Here is a 16333-nt window from a genome sequence, read left to right on the forward strand (position 1 = left end):
TAAAATTTGTGCTCCAATCGGGCGCGATTGTGGCACATTCAAAAGGGTCAATTTCTCAATTTTTTGTTGAGGAGTTGACCTTTTTGTTGTTTTATTTCTCCTAATTACCATAGTCAAAATTCCATAAAGTCCATTTCCGCTTTATTGCAAACATAACAGATACATGTTCTCGTTAAAACTTGGTAATATTTCGACAATAGTCGATTTATTTAAAGAAATACCACGGAAAAGAACGGCTTAAGGGCGGAATCAAGATGTATGCCCGAGACTGGATGCATCATGTCCTGAGACCGCTTTGGCGCTGAGGGATTTTACGCCATGAGCCAACTAGTGAAGGGGGTACTAGTTGACTCGTGGCAATGAACGATCCCCTGTTGCGCTTACAAGCTGTGCAAACGCGAGCGGCAACCTTTATGCAGCAACAGGGGGTATCGCTTCAACAGAAGGCATCTATGGACCAGCTATCTCCTGCTGAAAAAGACAACTTTGAAAGTATGTTGAAGGAAATCAAGAGATTGCAACTGGCATTGCGTTTATTTGGATCTTATTATGACGAGTGCATTCATTTGCGGATGCCAAGTTTGGATGTATCGGATAAGTCGTTAGTTCAGCGTGAGTGGCTGATGACGGCAATGGATTATTACGGAGAAGCTTTTACAAAAGAACGACTGGCCAATTTTCCAAGTGAGCCACCGAAGAAATACTAGAAAGAGCAATTAGTAGCTGTGCCCGATTATTTACGAGCGAAACGAGCATATGATGTAGCCGTTTTACGAGGAGAGCAGGTGTCCGCACAGGAGTTGCTGCGAGTCCAGAAAGGAATGGACCCGGAATTATTGAAGGATTTGGCACACCCTCGTTATCAGGCTTTTGTATTGAGTGATTGTGTTGCAGAAGACATATTGTCCGAAAAGAAAGCGAATGATTTTTTAGCAGCTGTAGAAGTGGCAACAGATCAAGGAACTGTTTTTTATAATGACACTTTCGGGGGCAAACAAATGAATGTCTACAGTTCCCAAACGTTATTTGAGCAGTTCTTTAAAGGAAAAGCAATCGATCGGATATTGGATGAGTTGGAATATGAGGAATTTGAAAAATTGAAGGCGCAGCAGAAACAAATGAAACAACAGAAGGGGATGAATCAAAGAAGGAAGTCATAAGTATCAGTTAAAACTTCTAATATTATGGAGGTTATTGGAAAGTTAAAATGTTATCATTGAGTGAAATGATAAATAATGGATGTTAAGCAAACGGGCCATTATGCAGACCAAAAAAGGGGATAACTTGTTATGTTATTTAATAAAGAACATCCGTGGCGTTTTGCTATCGGAAATTGGGGAGCATTTGTTGTGGCAACTATATTGCTCTTGATATTTGATAATAATAAATATCTAATGCTTGGTCTTTTAACCTCAGCAATAATTGTAACGATTGGGAACGCAATTTATGTACTTTACAAAAAGCGGAATTCAAGAGCAGAGAAAAAATAAAGTATTTATTTTCAGACGTCAATAATACAGTATTTTAAGCAAATGGGGGCTTTACTTAAAGATCGTTGAGCTGCTTCAGGCAAATTAGATACTAGATTCCTATTTGAGGTTCTAATTGGAGATTAGTGATTTAAAAATGAACGGATTAGCTCAATAGAACATCCCTTTCATTTTCAGTTTAGAGGAGGAAGGTAATTATGTTAGATGGTCTTTTTGATTGTAATCCACTTGCCATAATCCGTTTTAAGATTGACGACGAAAAAGAAGAGCATGGGGAGTACATGGGTGGATTTTCAACTTGGGTTCCCGATGAATTGACTGAACACCTTGAACATAATTTCGGTAAGGTCACACTTGTTCAACAAACTGAAACCAAGATTCGGTACACATACAAGTATGGGAAAAAAGGCGGGAATAGAGAAGGGAAAATACTTGTGACGTTCGATTACTTGTGGGATCAGAAAGCGGAGAGGGTTAATAAACTTGTCCCTTATTGGATTGCAAAGGGGCGGCAATCCAATAGGGGACAGTAATTAGGAAATTAATTCTTATGCCTAATTACCGAATGCTCAATTTTTCTTGTTCAATCAACGGGGGCGATTGTTGTATTATCATCTCCGTTCCTATTAAACTAATGAGGCTTTGCTTAATAAGTCTAATTTTAAAAAACCTATTCCTAGCATTTGCAAGGTGGGCTAACCTAATTTTTTGAGACAATCGATATCTTGGACTGTAGTTCAAGTACTTTAAATTTTAATATAAACACTATTGGGTAGCACCGTTTATTTATGAGAACGGGGTCATGTTTTTTAAAGTTTCTAGAATTCAACATATAAACAACTGTTTTTCTGTTTACCTTTTATAAACTCAATCGTTATACAAGTAGGAGGGGAGAAATGAATGATACATTCGGGAAGAAATTGCAGCAAAAGTTACGTCCAGTATTTCTAACCTTAATATGGGAGCAAGTAAAGAAGATGCAGAAGATATTACACAAGAAACAGCCTTACAATTTCTTCAATATATCGATGGAATAGACATCGATCTTGCACAGGCCTGGCTTTACAGAGTAGCAATTAATAAATATTATGACATGTTGAAGAAGAAGAAAATCCGTGAAAATTACATACTTGCATTTAATTATGAATGAACTTTTTAATTATGAAACACCGGAACATTTCTTGTTGATGAAGCGAGAGGAATAGCAGGAAGATAAATGAATAGTGAAAGTAGGTTTGTGTATGACAAAACAACACGTAAAAATGCGCTTCGCATTCGGCACAGCTTTGACTCTGGTGATTTGTTTAGCAGTTACATCCGAAAGCATTTTTGCCTCAGCTGGACAAGTCCAAGCTAAGCTCACAAATGCAGCTCATGTCGTGAAATTCAACACGCGGCTATCAGCAACTCATTCGATGAAAGACGCCAGTTTTGCGATCTGACTAAGTGCTTTCTTCTTGGATTTCAAATCATTTCAGTGGGATTATTCCATGCATTCACACTCAAATCCCGGACCACTTTCAAATCATTCTTTCACTCAATTACGATTTCCCTTGACCAAGAGATTTCTATGTGATAATATTTTACTGTTATTGTTTGTAGCACCCGTGCTACAACCGCACTGATCAGGTACAAGCATTCGAGAGCGAATCACCTGTGAAGGCGAGTCTGAGTAAATAGAGGAGGTGCAAGTATGTACGCAATTATTGAAACTGGTGGAAAACAAATCAAAGTTGAAGCGGGCCAAGAAATCTTCATCGAGAAAGTTGCTGGTGAAGCTGACGAGGTTGTAACATTTGACAAAGTCCTTTTAGTAGGTGGGGATGACCTGAAAGTAGGTGCTCCTTTCGTAGAAGGCGCTACTGTAACAGGTAAAGTTGTCAAGCAAGGCCGTGGAAAGAAAATTACGGTTTTCAAATACAAGCCGAAAAAGAACTACCACAAAAAACAAGGTCACCGTCAGCCATACACGAAAATCGTGATCGACGGAATCAATCTATAATTCGGTATGATACATGTCCGAATTACAAAAGAGCCTTCTGGGCGCATCTCAGCTTTTGAGATGGACGGTCATGCTGAATTTGCAGAACACGGTAAAGATTTAGTATGTGCAGGCGCTTCAGCCGTATCCTTCGGGGCGGTCAATGCAATCGCTGAACTTACTGGAACTACACCTATGATCGAGCAAGGAGCGGACGGTGGATACTTGCGAGTGTCGTTTCCGGAAACGGAGCGGGACACGGAAGTCCAACTGATCGTGCAAGCAATGATCGTTTCTTTACAAACGATTGAATTAGACTATGGGCAATATATACAATTATCCTTTACCAAGTAGGAGGTGGCAGCTATGTTACGTTTGGATCTTCAGTTTTTCGCATCCAAAAAAGGAGTAGGTTCTACAAAGAACGGTCGTGACTCCGAATCGAAACGTCTTGGCGCTAAGCGTGCAGACGGACAATTCGTTTCCGGTGGTTCAATCCTTTATCGCCAACGCGGAACAAAAATTCACCCAGGTGAAAACGTTGGTCGCGGTGGAGATGATACTCTTTTCGCAAAAGTTGACGGCATCGTTCGTTTCGAACGCCTTGGCCGCGACAAAAAGAAAGTCAGCGTCTACCCAGAAGTGCAAGAAGCATAATTGGATAGCATGACGAAATAGAAAAAGGACTGCACTTGATGCAGTCCTTTTTCTATTTCTTTGTTGATTATTTTAGTGATTTCCGTACGTAAATGCTATACTAAGAAGTACGAATTCAGCTGGCGGTGAAAACAATGGGAAATATCGAATTAAATGTGTCCGACACCATGAGATACAGTCGGCATGACCATATGAATGACCTGCAATTATTGCTCATGTATTTGGACATGGGCAAGTATAAGGAAGCCAGAAAATGCATCCTGGACAAAACAGCAGAAATGCAGCAACTTGCAATGCTTCAGAAACTTTGTATGCCGCTAACGGAAGAGTGGTTGACTACATTGGACTGGAGATACCCAGTCTTTAAAAGCCACCTGCATTGCGACATCGCATCGAAAATAGAAGTGCAACAGATTGACGAAGTACTTGTGGATTACTTGGAACGTCTTGTACAGGACGTTATACCGAAGATCGACCAATATGCAGAATGTCCAGTGGAAATCACAGTCAGGACAGATGCAGCAGGGTGGAGTATTCAAATGACGTTTTCAGAAATACATGCAAAGCAAATGAACATAAGCGAGAATTCATCTCTGCTTACGGTTGAAGTCTGCGCTGAAGAGGGTCAATGGACGTTTATCATCAGTGGACAATTAGGAGGATTATAAATAATGTTTGTGGATCACGTAAAAGTATTTGTTAAAGGTGGCGACGGAGGCGACGGTATGGTCGCGTTTCGCCGAGAAAAGTATATTGCATATGGCGGCCCTGCTGGAGGGGATGGCGGAAAAGGCGCGGATGTAATCTTTGTCGTTGACGAAGGTCTACGTACGTTAATGGATTTCCGTTATCAGCGTCATTTTAAAGCACCGCGTGGAGAGCACGGAGGAAGTAAGAATATGCATGGACGCGGTGGCGCGAATTTAGTCGTGAAAGTTCCGCCCGGCACCGTCGTAAAAGATGCGGAAACTGGCACAGTCATTGCAGACCTTGTAGAAGACGGCCAGCAAGCTGTCATCGCTCGCGGGGGACGTGGAGGACGCGGCAATAGCCGTTTTGCGACACCTCAGAACACAGCTCCTGAGCTATCGGAAAAAGGTGAGCCAGGTGTCAGCCGTGATATCATACTGGAATTGAAAGTATTGGCTGATGTTGGATTGGTAGGTTTCCCGAGTGTCGGAAAATCCACCTTGTTATCTGTCGTTTCGGCAGCCAAGCCGAAGATCGCCGATTATCACTTCACTACGCTTGTACCGAACTTAGGGATGGTGGAAACGGATGATCACCGTACATTTGTTATGGCGGATTTGCCTGGCCTGATTGAAGGAGCGCATGAAGGAATCGGCCTCGGCCATCAGTTTTTGCGACATATTGAACGGACGCGTGTTATCGTCCACGTCATTGACATGTCTGGACTCGAAGGGCGCGAACCTCTCGAAGACTATCAGACCATCAATGCGGAGCTTGAGCAATATAATATGCGTCTGACCGAACGGCCGCAGATTGTAGTAGCCAATAAAATGGACATGCCGGATGCGGAAGAGAATTTAGCGGAATTCAAAAAAGCGCTGGGAGACGAAGATATACAAATATTCCCGATTTCGGCATTGACCAGAACAGGATTGGATCCATTGCTGTATGCAATTCTGGATTTATTGGAAACAACGCCTGAATTCCCAATGTTGGAAGAGGAAGAAGAGGAAGCGAATTCTGTCTTGTACAAACATGAGGCAACCGGTCCTGACTTTGTTATTTCTAGAGATGACGACGGTGCGTATGTATTGTCCGGTTACACATTGGAGCGCTTGTTCAAGATGACGGATTTCAATTTCGATCAATCTGTGCGGAAGTTTGCACGACAGATGCGTGGTATGGGTATCGACGATGCATTGCGTGAACGAGGTGCACAAGACGGCGATATCGTACGGATCTTGAACTATGAGTTCGAGTTCTTAGAATAAGTCGTCAAATGTAATTGCTCGTTGTGGGGGGAGCCAAATGGAACAAATTGGGGAAGGCCAGTTTTACTTGGTCCGTGAAGATGTTTTGACAGAATCCATGCAAAAAATGCTGGAAGCAAAGAGAATGTTGGCAAGAGGCGAAGTGACAACGATCCAAGAAGCTACGAAGCGGGTCGGTTTGTCACGTAGCGCCTTTTACAAATATCGTGATGCCGTGTTCCCGTTCGAATCGATCGCGCGGGACCGCATCTTGACGATTTTTATTCAATTGGAAGATTTAAAGGGGTCATTGGCCGTGCTGCTGGAAATTATTTCAGAGGCAAAATGCAATGTGTTGACGATCCACCAGACGATTCCTGTACAGGGGCGTGCCAATATCACGCTATCGCTCGATGTAACGGAAATGGAAATTAAAGTGGAAGCTTTTCTACAACGACTGAAAGCTCCCCGATTCATTGATTCCGTTGATTTAATCAGTTCAGGTGTCTTCTGAAATAAGGCAAGACGAACTAGTTAGGAGATGAAAATACATTGAATGATACTAATTACACACCATCTGTTGCATATTTAGGGCCGGAAGCATCTTTTACTCATATTGCAGCAGCTGAGTTATTCGGCCACAAAGGCTTGACGCCCCGTCCGACCATTCCAGATTGTATCGAAGCAGTGACGGAAGGTCATGTAGCTTATGCTGTCGTACCTTTAGAGAATGCGCTGGAAGGCTCGGTGCCGTTGACAATTGATTACTTATTCCATGGCGGAGAATTATTCATCACAGCGGAAATTTCCACGCCGATCGGACAGCATCTAATGGTGAATAAAGCACAGAAAGACTTTACGGATCAATTGGAGTCCATTCAATCGCATCCTCATGCGCTTGCGCAATGTCATAAGTTCTTGCAATATCGTTATCGCAAGATTCCTTTGATTCAGACGACATCCACAGCGGCAGCAGCAAAATATATTTCTGAGCAACCCGCACTGCATATTGCAGCAATCGGCAATCGGCTTGCGGCAGAAACGTACGGCTTACATATAGTAGAAGAAAATATTCATGACTTTCATTTCAATCATACGCGGTTTGTCGTGCTATCGTTAAGGAAAGAAATACTCGATCATAAAAATCATGCGGCATCAAAAAAGACTACGCTTATGGTCAAGCTGCCGGAAGATGACAAAGCAGGGATGCTCCATCAGATTTTATCCGTATTTTCATGGCGGCGCCTAAATTTAAGCAAAATTGAATCGAGACCACTTAAGACTGGGCTCGGTCATTATTTCTTTATTATCGATGTTAATGAATCCGACGATCATCCGATGATGAAAGGCGCCATGGAAGAGTTGGCTGCGCTCGGTTGCACCGCTCGATCATTCGGCTCCTATTACGTCTATGAAACAGATCCATCCTCTGAGTGAGGGAGGATCTGTGCTTTTGGACGAAAGAATTGACAAGTGGCTAATGGTAACGTTGATCTTCGTTTCAGGCGGGCGCTTTCCGGGGGCGTGGCTTGAGCCACCTCGCTCCTAACGCTTTGCTTTTACTCGCAAAAGCGAAGCGTTACGGCTTTCGCTACCTACGGGGTCTCAAGGCTTACGGTGATCCCTCAAGAAGTCTGTTTTGCCTTCCACTGCGATCAACTACCATATTTTACTGAAATTAGTGAGTTGACTGTCTATCCCGGGAAAATACGAAGTGCAGTAAGTAATAGCCCGGGAAAGTACAGATGTTTTTCTGTTGAAGGAAGCGATAACTTACACTACATACAGTGAGTTCGCTATGTACTACAGTTCACTTTATAGGGATTGGAGCGGAAGATGGGCGACTCCTGTGGGACTTAGTGCGAATGATGAGACCCTGGACTGAGCGAAGCGAGGGAAGCGGCTCATCCGCGCCCCACGGAAAGCGTCCCATCTGGAGCGCAAATCCCCGGACCACAAGCCTCATATTCTTTTCTTGCATTTCTATCTTTATAACTTTAATAGTTATCTACATTTTGCGATCCACCTCCATGTGAGGGTGGATCTTTTTTTGTAATAAAGAATTCCCTGCCGAATATACATAACAAGAGAGGAAGCCTAAATAAGAGTCACCAATCTAGGCGTCCGTTCATACGATGGATTGATGGAAGGGGGAAATGTTAGTGGAAGTTCATATTGTCGTTAAAGGTGATACATTATGGAAAATTGCGAGGCAATACAATATTCCATTTGAAGAATTGAAGCGAGTGAATGCGCATTTGGCCAATCCGGATTATATTGTGCCTGGGATGAAAATATTTTTACCGATGGATAAGAAAAAGCCGACTCATAAAGGTGAATCATCCAAACCGCATGATAAGACACCACAAAAGCCAGCGAAACCAAGTCAACCAGAGATGAAACCGCCGACGCCGGCACCGAAGCCAACGCCAAAACCTGAAAAACCGCATCCTCCAGCACAGCAGGTACCGCCACTGCCACAGATGCCGCAGATGCCACAGACACCTCAGAAGCCGCATACACCGCCGCCACAGAAGCCGCAACTGCCGCAGAAGCCACAGACACCGCAAACGCCGCAATATCCGCAACAGCCATTGGAGCCACAAACACCGCCGGCACCTCAGATGCCGATGATGCCGAATATGCCGAGCGTACCAATGTGGCAAGCAGTTTTCCCGATTTGTGGATGGATGCCGATTTTCGATGCAGACTGCCACCCACATATGCCGCAACAACCGATACATCCGCCTATGCAAGCGCCGATTAAGCCGTTGCCGCCAAAAGCACCGATAGATTGTCATGATGAGTCGCCGCATCATCATAAACCTGCACCTATGCCGGACGGCTGGCAGTTGCTCGAGTCCAGTTCTCTGCACATGCCAATTAAGCCGCTTCCGACACCGAAACCGCCCGTCATGCAGCCAAAACCACCTGTTACGCAACCTAAGCCAATTCCACCAAAAGTAGAGCAGCCAATGCCGATGCCGATGCCAAATCAGCCGTCCATTCCGCCGAAAGCTTGTACACCTGCCTCATGGTGTCCGTCTAATCAGGATTACTGCTCGCCGCAGTGGCCGATTCAGCCGCAATGGCCGATGAATACGGAATGCATGCCGTCGCAGCCGCCAATGCAATGGTATCCAATGGCGTGTTACCCGCCAGCGTCGATGATGCCGCTGCCGTATCCAGGTCCATACCCACAGCAGATGCACCCGCCATTCGGACAGCAGAACGAATCGCATTATCCGATGCCCATTCAGGATGATTGGTATAGAAACCAATAATGGGATATGACAGCTGAACAACGATTTACAAAGATAAAAAAGAATGTATGGAAAATGGAAGCCGGCGGACGGGTATATTCTGTAAAGAAGTATGCATCCCTTGCACAAGCTGTGAAAGTTCGACAACTTCATCAATTACTTAATGTACATCATTTCCCGCATATCGTGTCAGTGTTAGAAGAAAAGGACCCATTACTCATCATGCAGCCATGGCTTGAAGGAGCGAAAGCCGTCAATTTCAAACGAAGGATTGACCGGATCGATTCTTTCAATGCGCTGCAGGCATTACATGATACAAATTCGTATATTGATTGGCCGTCGATGTCATTTCTCCCTCATTATCATATGCTGGAGAAATGGGAGGTCCGACTGGCCAGGTTCATGGAGCTTCGAGAAATTTGCCAGCAATTTCTCTCTCCGAAAATGTATGAAGAGTTACTTGTTTATGGCAAAGAAGCCTTGAAAATCAGCAAGAAACAGCCTTCACCGAATAATTCATTGACCTTGTTACATGGTGATGTCGTCCATCATAATATTTTGCGTGATGGATCCGGCCTAATTCGTTTCATTGATTTTGATTTAGCGTGTCTCGGAGCTGAGGAAGATGAGCTCGTATTGTGGATGCATCGTGTGTTACCACAGGTTACGTACAATCCTTCTTTTTTAATGGGCGAGCATCCCGCATTGCAGCACTTGTCCAACCAAGCGTTGGCAAAATTACTGTATCCCAATGAAGTGCTGCGTGAATGGCTGCATTTACTGTCGCTTCCGGCAGCTCAGCAACAACGTATGGTCAGCAAACTCCTCCTCTTTACGGAGACCGCACTCTCGCAATGGCCGAGATTATGGTATGATGTAGAGCGAATGATGAAGTAGGAGGTTTGATCCATGGCTGGCCATTCCAAATGGAAAAATATCCAGAACAGAAAAGGCGCACAGGATGCAAAACGAGGAAAGATCTTTCAGAAGATGTCACGAGAGATTTACGTCGCGGCAAAGTCTGGCGGAGACGATCCAGACACGAATCCGGCTCTACGTCTAGCAATCGATAAATCGAAAAGCGCGAACGTCCCTAATGATGTAATTCAGCGGGCAATTGATAAAGCAACAGGTGCTGGTGCGGATGAAAATTACGAGGAAGTTATTTATGAAGGTTATGGACCGGGCGGAGTAGCAGTGCTCGTCTATTGCCTGACAGAAAATCGCAATCGTACAGGTCCGAATATCCGAGTTGCTTTCAATAAAAATGGCGGGAGTTTAGGGGAATCCGGCTCTGTCAATTATTTGTTCGAACGAAAGGGACGACTTTTTATCGAACGTACAGCAGAGATTGATGAAGATGCGATCATGCTGTTGGCTTTAGAAGCAGGTGCGGAAGATATACTCTCTACTGAAGACGGATTTGAAATCCTCACGGAGCCGTCTGAGTTCCTGACAGTGAAAGAAACACTGGAAGCAGAGGCGTTTACGTTTGTTTCAGCGGAAGTCGATATGGTACCATCTGTGTATGCTGAATTGTCGGATGAACAAGAAGAGCAATTCGAAAAAATGATCGATACGCTTGAAGATGACGACGATGTGCAAAATGTTTATCATAATGCAGGCAACTAAAAACTCAACCCGACAGGAGAAGTCTTTGTCGGGTTTTTTGATCTGTCATTGTTGGATTTCCAGCGTTTCCAGCATTTGAAAAAATCGGGCACCATGACCTTCCTGTGCTTCAAGTGAATAGGCTTCAGTAATGAGCAAAGTGCCGGCTTCTCCAGCATCCATCAAATAAGCCATAAAAACTTGACTGTCCGGCTCAATGCCAGAAGTACCGTGAAGCGAAGTGGCTTGGACAGGGGATGTAACAGTTTCTTCTTCTACTGTAAAACTAAGATCCTTTTTTACTTCTTCCTTTACTTCATCTGGAGATTTATTGTGAATGTATCGAATTTCCATTTTCACTTCGGGATACGAATCAGGTAATGGCTCGACAGGAGTCAACACATCAAAATTTTCAAGCCTCTCAAATTGATAGCGCTCTTTATCCACGTAAAAGGAATAAAGCGATTCTCTGCCTTCCATTAAATCCATTTTAATCGTCTCATCCTGTCCTTCTACTGAAAACACAACGTCTTTCGTAGGTTTTCGCTCTGTTGGGGCAGCAGTGGCAGAAGAACCCGATGGTGTTTCTTCCATTGTTTCTTTAGGCGTATCTGCTTGGTTTGTAGAATCACAGCTGACTAATAGGATGGATGCGATCACGCCGGAATATAAAACTTTGCGCATATACTTTCCTCCTCAATTTAAATTCTAACTATTCAATCAGACGGATAAGAAACCCGAAATGTTACAGAATATAAGCAAATGATTCGTGATTTGAAACTACAAGCGCTATGATAATAAGTAGAATTTAAACACACAAAAAAGGGGCCATTCTTTATGACAATTAAAGTAAAAGCAATCATCGGCAGCACAAGTTCTACTTCGTATAATTTGAAGCTGGTCAACTACATGGCAAAACGCTATCAAGACGAATTGGAGATTGTTCCTGTACTCATTAACGATTTGGAAATGTTTTCTATTGATATCGAAAGCGATCCATCTCCTGCAGTACGTGCATTCAAGGATGACGTCAAAGATTCCGATGCTGTATTGTTCGCAGCGCCGGAATATAACTACTCAATTCCAGGTGCAATGAAAAATGCAATAGATTGGCTGTCTCGTGGAGGAGATTTCACGTTGCACGGAAAAACCGGCTTCATTGTCGGTGCATCCATGGGCGTACTTGGTACAGTCAGAGCACAAATACACTTGCGCGAAATCCTTTCCAACCCTGCGTTGGCACCTACTTTATTGCCTGGAAATGATGTGTTTATTGGGGCAGTCCATACAAAGATGAATGATGAAGGCGACTTGACCGATGAAGCGACGATTCAGTTCTTAGATACAGTCGTACAAAATTTCATCGCATTTTATAAGAAGCAAAAAGCGGTCTCATTGGCATAAATTCTTATAACGGACGGACTGGATGGACACGATGTTAACGTGTCCATTTTTTCTGATGAATTTTAGAGGTCTGACAAGTAGAAAACTCGTTCGTATGCTATAATAACAGGTATACTTAGGGGGAGAATGTATTGTACGATTACATAAAAGGACTTGTCACAAGAGTGACACCGGAATATATTGTCTTGGAGCAGCAAGGAATCGGCTGGCAAGTGATGACGCCAAATCCGTTTGCTTTTCATGTCACGGAAGAGTTGCAGCAAGTATATACCTATCTGCATGTGAGGGAAGACGCCCAATTACTGATTGGTTTTAAGACACTTGAACAGCGCGAATTGTTTCGTAAGCTGATCACCGTCTCGGGAATTGGTCCTAAAGGAGCGCTCGCTATTTTGGCGAACGGTCTGCCTTCTCAGGTAGTCAGCGCAATTGAACGTGAGGATGAAGGATTCCTCGTGCAATTCCCGGGGGTCGGCAAGAAAACAGCCCGCCAAATGATCCTGGATTTAAAAGGCAAGCTGCATGATCTGTTTACGGAAATCGATATGCCGGATTCGGAAGATACACTGTTGACGCTTGCCGAAAGTGATGCGCTCGACGAAGCGTTGCTTGCTTTATCAGCGCTCGGCTATTCTGAGCGTGAATTGAAGAAAGTGAAGCCGAAACTGGCGGATGTTGATCTCGATACAGAAGGCTATATGCGTCTCGCTTTGCAGTTATTATTGAAACAAGGCTAAAACGACGGAGGTGGTTCCAATGGAAGAACGCATATTGACGAATGAAGCAACTCATTTTGACGATAGCTTCGAACAATCATTACGACCTCAATTGCTGCAGCAATACATCGGTCAACAGCAAGCGAAGGACAATTTATCGATTTTTATTGAGGCGGCAAAAGGGCGTGAGGAAAGTCTAGATCACGTCTTATTGTATGGTCCTCCCGGGCTCGGAAAGACGACATTAGCTACCGTTATCGGCAATGAGATGGGTGTGAATGTGCGGATGACGAGCGGCCCAGCCATTGAACGTCCAGGTGATTTGGCCGCCGTCGTTTCTTCCTTGGAGCCGGGTGATGTGTTATTCATCGATGAAATCCATCGGCTGAACCGTGCGATTGAGGAAGTTCTATATCCGGCGATGGAAGACTTTTGCTTGGATATCATGGTAGGAAAAGGACCGACAGCGCGTTCTGTCCGTCTGGATTTGCCGCCCTTCACTTTGATCGGTGCTACAACTCGGGCAGGTTCATTGTCTGCACCGTTGCGTGACCGATTCGGCGTTCCGCTGCGGCTTGAGTATTATGAAGTGGAGCCGCTGACTGAAATCGTGATCCGAAGTGCAGGCTTATTCGAAGTACAGATTGATCCGCTGGCAGCCGTGGAACTCGCGAAACGATCGAGAGGTACACCGCGTATTGCCAATCGACTGTTGCGCCGAGTACGGGATTATGCGCAAGTACGAGGCAATGGAACGATTACGCTCGACATTGCCCAGGAAGCACTCGACATGCTGCAAGTGGACCATCATGGACTCGATCAAATCGACCACCAGCTGTTGCAAAGCATGATGGAGCGGTTTCGCGGGGGGCCCGTCGGTATAGATACGCTCGCTGCAAGTATAGGCGAAGAATCAGTGACGATAGAAGATGTATATGAACCATATTTATTGCAAATTGGATTTATTCAACGCACAGCTAGAGGACGGATGGCGACAGAAAAAGCGTACGCGCATTTCGGTTATCCACTCCCGCAGTGACAGATAGGAGTTACAATGATGGATGTACATGATTTTGATTTTGACTTACCCGAGCATTTGATTGCTCAGACGCCGCTTCTCGACCGCACAGCTAGTCGTTTGCTTGTGATGGATCGTCAGAACGGGGAAGTGTCCCATCGGCATTTTCGTGACCTGGTTGATGAAATGGAGGCCGGAGATTTGCTCGTTTTGAACGACACGAAAGTCCTTCCAGCTCGTTTGATCGGGACGAAAGAAGACACGGGTGCTACGATTGAAGTATTGTTGTTGAAAGAGATTGGTGAAGATCGATGGGAGACTTTGGTCAAACCAGCGAAGCGAGTGAAGGTTGGAACGGTTGTGACGTTTGGAGACGGACGCCTGCAAGCGAAATGTACCGCAATTGGTGAACAAGGCGGGCGAGAATTTACGTTCATGTATGATGGTATTTTCTATGAACTGCTTGATCAGCTAGGTCAAATGCCGTTGCCGCCTTACATTACGGAGTCACTTGAAGATCAATCACGTTATCAGACGGTCTTTGCGAAAGAACGAGGATCGGCTGCCGCACCGACAGCAGGTTTGCATTTTACAGATGAAATCCTCGATGAATTGCGGGATAAAGGGGTGAAGGTCGCCTTCATTACACTGCACGTCGGGCTCGGCACATTCCGCCCGGTGAGCGTGGATTCGATTGAAGATCATACGATGCATGCCGAGTATTATGTGATGACGGAAGAAACGGCAGCGCTGGTGAGAGAGACGAAGGCAACTGGCGGCCGGGTAATTGCGGTCGGTACGACGTCTACTCGAACATTGGAGACGATTGCTTCAGAAAACGACGGAAACGTTGTAGCTGCGAGTGGTTGGACTTCGATTTTTATCTTTCCGGGATATGAGTTCAAGGCGATTGACGGTTTGGTGACGAATTTTCATTTACCGAAATCGACCTTGTTGATGCTGTTGTCGGCTTTTGCAGGACGCGAACCGATACTCGCAGCATATGAAGAAGCCGTGAAAGAGCAATACCGCTTTTTCAGTTTTGGGGACGCGATGTTTATTCGCCCCGCTAAAAGAAAGGAACGAGATTAATTGGCAGCTATTACGTATGAACATATAAAAACGTGTAAACAAACAGGCGCGCGCCTTGGAGTCGTCCACACACCGCACGGTTCTTTTGAAACGCCTGCTTTCATGCCGGTCGGTACGCAAGCCTCTGTCAAAACGATGGCACCGGAAGAGCTGAAAGAAATGGGCGCAGGAATCATCTTAAGCAATACGTATCACCTTTGGTTGCGTCCAGGCCACGAGATCGTCAAAGAAGCTGGCGGCCTTCATAAGTTCATGAACTGGGATCGTCCGATTTTGACAGACTCCGGTGGTTTTCAAGTGTTTTCATTGAGCAAATTCCGGGATATTAAAGAAGAAGGCGTTCATTTCCGTAATCACATAAATGGCGATAAGTTATTTTTAAGTCCAGAGAAAGCGATGGAGATACAAAATGCACTGGGCTCGGATATTATGATGGCGTTTGATGAGTGTCCTCCATTTCCTGCGACACACGAGTATATGAAAGCGAGTGTGGAGCGGACTTCCAGATGGGCGGAACGTTGTTTGGAAGCACATCAGCGTTCGGGAGACCAAGGCTTGTTTGGTATTGTACAGGGGGGAGAGTATGAGGATCTCCGAAAACAAAGCGCAAAAGATTTGGTGTCGTTGGATTTCCCGGGCTATGCAATCGGTGGCTTATCTGTAGGGGAACCGAAAGACGTCATGAATCGTGCGCTTGAATTTACGACGCCTTTATTGCCTGAAAACAAACCGCGTTATTTGATGGGGGTCGGATCTCCTGACTCCTTGATCGATGGAGCAATCCGTGGAATCGATATGTTCGACTGTGTATTGCCAACACGTATTGCACGAAACGGTACGTTAATGACAAGTGAAGGTCGTCTTGTTGTGAAAAATGCAAAATACGAACGAGATTTCGGTCCGCTTGATCCGAATTGTGATTGTTATGCATGCAAAAATTATAGTCGTGCCTATATTCGTCACTTGATTCGTGCAGGAGAAACTTTTGGTATTCGTTTAACGTCTTATCATAATCTCCACTTTTTATTGAATTTGATGGAGCAAGTACGACAAGCCATTCGTGAAGACCGGCTCGGAGATTTCCGCGAAGAATTTTTTGAGCAATATGGCTTCAACAAACCGAATGCAAAAAACTTTTAAATCTTGTATAATAAATCTTGG

General features: G+C 44.7%; 23 protein-coding genes and 1 other annotated feature. Of the genes, 22 read left to right on the plus strand and 1 reads right to left on the minus strand.

Annotation, left to right across the window (positions count from 1 at the left end; genetic code table 11):
* The first annotated feature begins 353 nt into the window (after positions 1-353).
* The 17 genes from H7J92_RS09045 (at position 354) to H7J92_RS09120 (ending at position 10963) form a co-directional block, all read left to right on the plus strand.
* A complete protein-coding gene (locus H7J92_RS09045; protein WP_221836579.1) occupies positions 354-707 on the plus strand; it encodes a hypothetical protein in 354 nt (117 codons plus the stop codon).
* An 18-nt stretch (positions 708-725) separates the two neighbouring features.
* Positions 726-1160, plus strand: a complete 435-nt coding sequence (locus H7J92_RS09050; protein ID WP_221836581.1) for a hypothetical protein — start codon at positions 726-728, stop codon at positions 1158-1160.
* Between the two features lie 129 nt (positions 1161-1289).
* Positions 1290-1490: a hypothetical protein gene (locus H7J92_RS09055; protein ID WP_221836584.1), complete on the plus strand. Its 201-nt coding sequence runs from the start codon at positions 1290-1292 to the stop codon at positions 1488-1490.
* A gap of 197 nt (positions 1491-1687) precedes the next feature.
* On the plus strand, positions 1688-2023 hold the full coding sequence (locus H7J92_RS09060; protein ID WP_221836588.1) for a hypothetical protein: 336 nt from the start codon (positions 1688-1690) through the stop codon (positions 2021-2023).
* 363 nt (positions 2024-2386) lie between these two features.
* Positions 2387-2527 (plus strand): hypothetical protein, encoded by a 141-nt coding sequence (locus H7J92_RS17680; RefSeq protein WP_246602683.1) that lies wholly within the window; start codon positions 2387-2389, stop codon positions 2525-2527.
* Positions 2479-2640: an RNA polymerase sigma factor gene (locus H7J92_RS18055; RefSeq protein ID WP_425516857.1), complete on the plus strand. Its 162-nt coding sequence runs from the start codon at positions 2479-2481 to the stop codon at positions 2638-2640. The genes H7J92_RS17680 and H7J92_RS18055 overlap by 49 nt, the downstream gene beginning before the upstream one ends.
* Positions 2641-2731: 91 nt before the next feature.
* A complete protein-coding gene (locus H7J92_RS09070) occupies positions 2732-2932 on the plus strand; it encodes a hypothetical protein (RefSeq protein ID WP_221836595.1) in 201 nt (66 codons plus the stop codon).
* 162 nt (positions 2933-3094) lie between these two features.
* Positions 3095-3170 (plus strand) — a sequence feature (ribosomal protein L21 leader region).
* A 13-nt stretch (positions 3171-3183) separates the two neighbouring features.
* Positions 3184-3492: a 50S ribosomal protein L21 gene (gene rplU, locus H7J92_RS09075; RefSeq protein ID WP_009497483.1), complete on the plus strand. Its 309-nt coding sequence runs from the start codon at positions 3184-3186 to the stop codon at positions 3490-3492.
* Between the two features lie 6 nt (positions 3493-3498).
* Positions 3499-3825, plus strand: a complete 327-nt coding sequence (locus H7J92_RS09080; protein ID WP_221836597.1) for a ribosomal-processing cysteine protease Prp — start codon at positions 3499-3501, stop codon at positions 3823-3825.
* Between the two features lie 12 nt (positions 3826-3837).
* A complete protein-coding gene (gene rpmA, locus H7J92_RS09085; protein ID WP_009497481.1) occupies positions 3838-4128 on the plus strand; it encodes a 50S ribosomal protein L27 in 291 nt (96 codons plus the stop codon).
* A gap of 134 nt (positions 4129-4262) precedes the next feature.
* Positions 4263-4796, plus strand: a complete 534-nt coding sequence (locus tag H7J92_RS09090) for a Spo0B domain-containing protein (protein ID WP_221836599.1) — start codon at positions 4263-4265, stop codon at positions 4794-4796.
* A gap of 3 nt (positions 4797-4799) precedes the next feature.
* Entirely contained in the window at positions 4800-6089 is a 1290-nt protein-coding gene (gene obgE / locus H7J92_RS09095; RefSeq protein WP_221836601.1) for a GTPase ObgE, read from the plus strand.
* A gap of 37 nt (positions 6090-6126) precedes the next feature.
* Entirely contained in the window at positions 6127-6582 is a 456-nt protein-coding gene (locus H7J92_RS09100) for an ACT domain-containing protein (protein WP_009497478.1), read from the plus strand.
* 38 nt (positions 6583-6620) lie between these two features.
* Positions 6621-7505 carry a prephenate dehydratase gene (gene pheA / locus H7J92_RS09105; RefSeq protein ID WP_221836603.1) on the plus strand — a complete coding sequence of 295 codons (885 nt, stop codon included), beginning with the start codon at positions 6621-6623 and terminating at the stop codon, positions 7503-7505.
* A gap of 725 nt (positions 7506-8230) precedes the next feature.
* Positions 8231-9352 carry a LysM peptidoglycan-binding domain-containing protein gene (locus tag H7J92_RS09110; RefSeq protein ID WP_221836604.1) on the plus strand — a complete coding sequence of 374 codons (1122 nt, stop codon included), beginning with the start codon at positions 8231-8233 and terminating at the stop codon, positions 9350-9352.
* Between the two features lie 6 nt (positions 9353-9358).
* Positions 9359-10228, plus strand: a complete 870-nt coding sequence (locus tag H7J92_RS09115) for a phosphotransferase (RefSeq protein WP_221836606.1) — start codon at positions 9359-9361, stop codon at positions 10226-10228.
* Between the two features lie 12 nt (positions 10229-10240).
* Positions 10241-10963, plus strand: coding sequence for a YebC/PmpR family DNA-binding transcriptional regulator (locus H7J92_RS09120; RefSeq protein ID WP_221836607.1), 723 nt, complete (start codon positions 10241-10243; stop codon positions 10961-10963).
* A gap of 45 nt (positions 10964-11008) precedes the next feature.
* Here the strand turns inward: H7J92_RS09120 and H7J92_RS09125 are convergent, their stop codons facing one another.
* The gene (locus H7J92_RS09125) at positions 11009-11626 is read right to left on the minus strand and encodes a hypothetical protein (RefSeq protein WP_221836610.1); all 618 of its coding nucleotides are present in this window, start codon (positions 11624-11626) and stop codon (positions 11009-11011) included.
* A gap of 153 nt (positions 11627-11779) precedes the next feature.
* Between H7J92_RS09125 and H7J92_RS09130 the strand changes: the two genes are divergently transcribed.
* The 5 genes from H7J92_RS09130 (at position 11780) to tgt (ending at position 16312) form a co-directional block, all read left to right on the plus strand.
* Complete coding sequence (locus tag H7J92_RS09130) at positions 11780-12346, plus strand: NADPH-dependent FMN reductase (protein WP_221836611.1); 567 nt, start codon at positions 11780-11782, stop codon at positions 12344-12346.
* Positions 12347-12477: 131 nt separating this feature from the next.
* Complete coding sequence (gene ruvA, locus H7J92_RS09135; RefSeq protein WP_009497470.1) at positions 12478-13083, plus strand: Holliday junction branch migration protein RuvA; 606 nt, start codon at positions 12478-12480, stop codon at positions 13081-13083.
* Between the two features lie 19 nt (positions 13084-13102).
* Complete coding sequence (gene ruvB / locus H7J92_RS09140; RefSeq protein ID WP_221836612.1) at positions 13103-14101, plus strand: Holliday junction branch migration DNA helicase RuvB; 999 nt, start codon at positions 13103-13105, stop codon at positions 14099-14101.
* A gap of 18 nt (positions 14102-14119) precedes the next feature.
* A complete protein-coding gene (queA, locus tag H7J92_RS09145) occupies positions 14120-15172 on the plus strand; it encodes a tRNA preQ1(34) S-adenosylmethionine ribosyltransferase-isomerase QueA (RefSeq protein ID WP_221836613.1) in 1053 nt (350 codons plus the stop codon).
* Positions 15173-16312: a tRNA guanosine(34) transglycosylase Tgt gene (gene tgt / locus H7J92_RS09150; RefSeq protein WP_221836614.1), complete on the plus strand. Its 1140-nt coding sequence runs from the start codon at positions 15173-15175 to the stop codon at positions 16310-16312. It begins immediately after the preceding gene.
* The last annotated feature ends 21 nt before the right edge of the window (positions 16313-16333 follow it).

It is taken from the genome of Sporosarcina aquimarina (genome assembly GCF_019748715.1).
Taxonomy (GTDB): Bacteria; Bacillota; Bacilli; order Bacillales_A; family Planococcaceae; genus Sporosarcina; species Sporosarcina newyorkensis.

Excerpts from the sequence above, each read along its gene's own strand:
- H7J92_RS09055 (WP_221836584.1), top strand. The coding sequence starts at position 1,290 with ATGTTATTTAATAAAGAACATCCGTGGCGTTTTGCTATCGGAAATTGG.
- H7J92_RS09060 (WP_221836588.1), top strand. The coding sequence starts at position 1,688 with ATGTTAGATGGTCTTTTTGATTGTAATCCACTTGCCATAATCCGTTTT.
- H7J92_RS17680 (WP_246602683.1), top strand. The coding sequence starts at position 2,387 with ATGAATGATACATTCGGGAAGAAATTGCAGCAAAAGTTACGTCCAGTA.
- H7J92_RS09070 (WP_221836595.1), top strand. The coding sequence starts at position 2,732 with ATGACAAAACAACACGTAAAAATGCGCTTCGCATTCGGCACAGCTTTG.
- rplU (WP_009497483.1), top strand. The coding sequence starts at position 3,184 with ATGTACGCAATTATTGAAACTGGTGGAAAACAAATCAAAGTTGAAGCG.
- H7J92_RS09080 (WP_221836597.1), top strand. The coding sequence starts at position 3,499 with ATGATACATGTCCGAATTACAAAAGAGCCTTCTGGGCGCATCTCAGCT.
- rpmA (WP_009497481.1), top strand. The coding sequence starts at position 3,838 with ATGTTACGTTTGGATCTTCAGTTTTTCGCATCCAAAAAAGGAGTAGGT.
- H7J92_RS09090 (WP_221836599.1), top strand. The coding sequence starts at position 4,263 with ATGGGAAATATCGAATTAAATGTGTCCGACACCATGAGATACAGTCGG.
- obgE (WP_221836601.1), top strand. The coding sequence starts at position 4,800 with ATGTTTGTGGATCACGTAAAAGTATTTGTTAAAGGTGGCGACGGAGGC.
- H7J92_RS09100 (WP_009497478.1), top strand. The coding sequence starts at position 6,127 with ATGGAACAAATTGGGGAAGGCCAGTTTTACTTGGTCCGTGAAGATGTT.
- H7J92_RS09115 (WP_221836606.1), top strand. The coding sequence starts at position 9,359 with ATGACAGCTGAACAACGATTTACAAAGATAAAAAAGAATGTATGGAAA.
- H7J92_RS09120 (WP_221836607.1), top strand. The coding sequence starts at position 10,241 with ATGGCTGGCCATTCCAAATGGAAAAATATCCAGAACAGAAAAGGCGCA.
- H7J92_RS09125 (WP_221836610.1), bottom strand. The coding sequence starts at position 11,626 with ATGCGCAAAGTTTTATATTCCGGCGTGATCGCATCCATCCTATTAGTC.
- H7J92_RS09130 (WP_221836611.1), top strand. The coding sequence starts at position 11,780 with ATGACAATTAAAGTAAAAGCAATCATCGGCAGCACAAGTTCTACTTCG.
- ruvB (WP_221836612.1), top strand. The coding sequence starts at position 13,103 with ATGGAAGAACGCATATTGACGAATGAAGCAACTCATTTTGACGATAGC.
- queA (WP_221836613.1), top strand. The coding sequence starts at position 14,120 with ATGGATGTACATGATTTTGATTTTGACTTACCCGAGCATTTGATTGCT.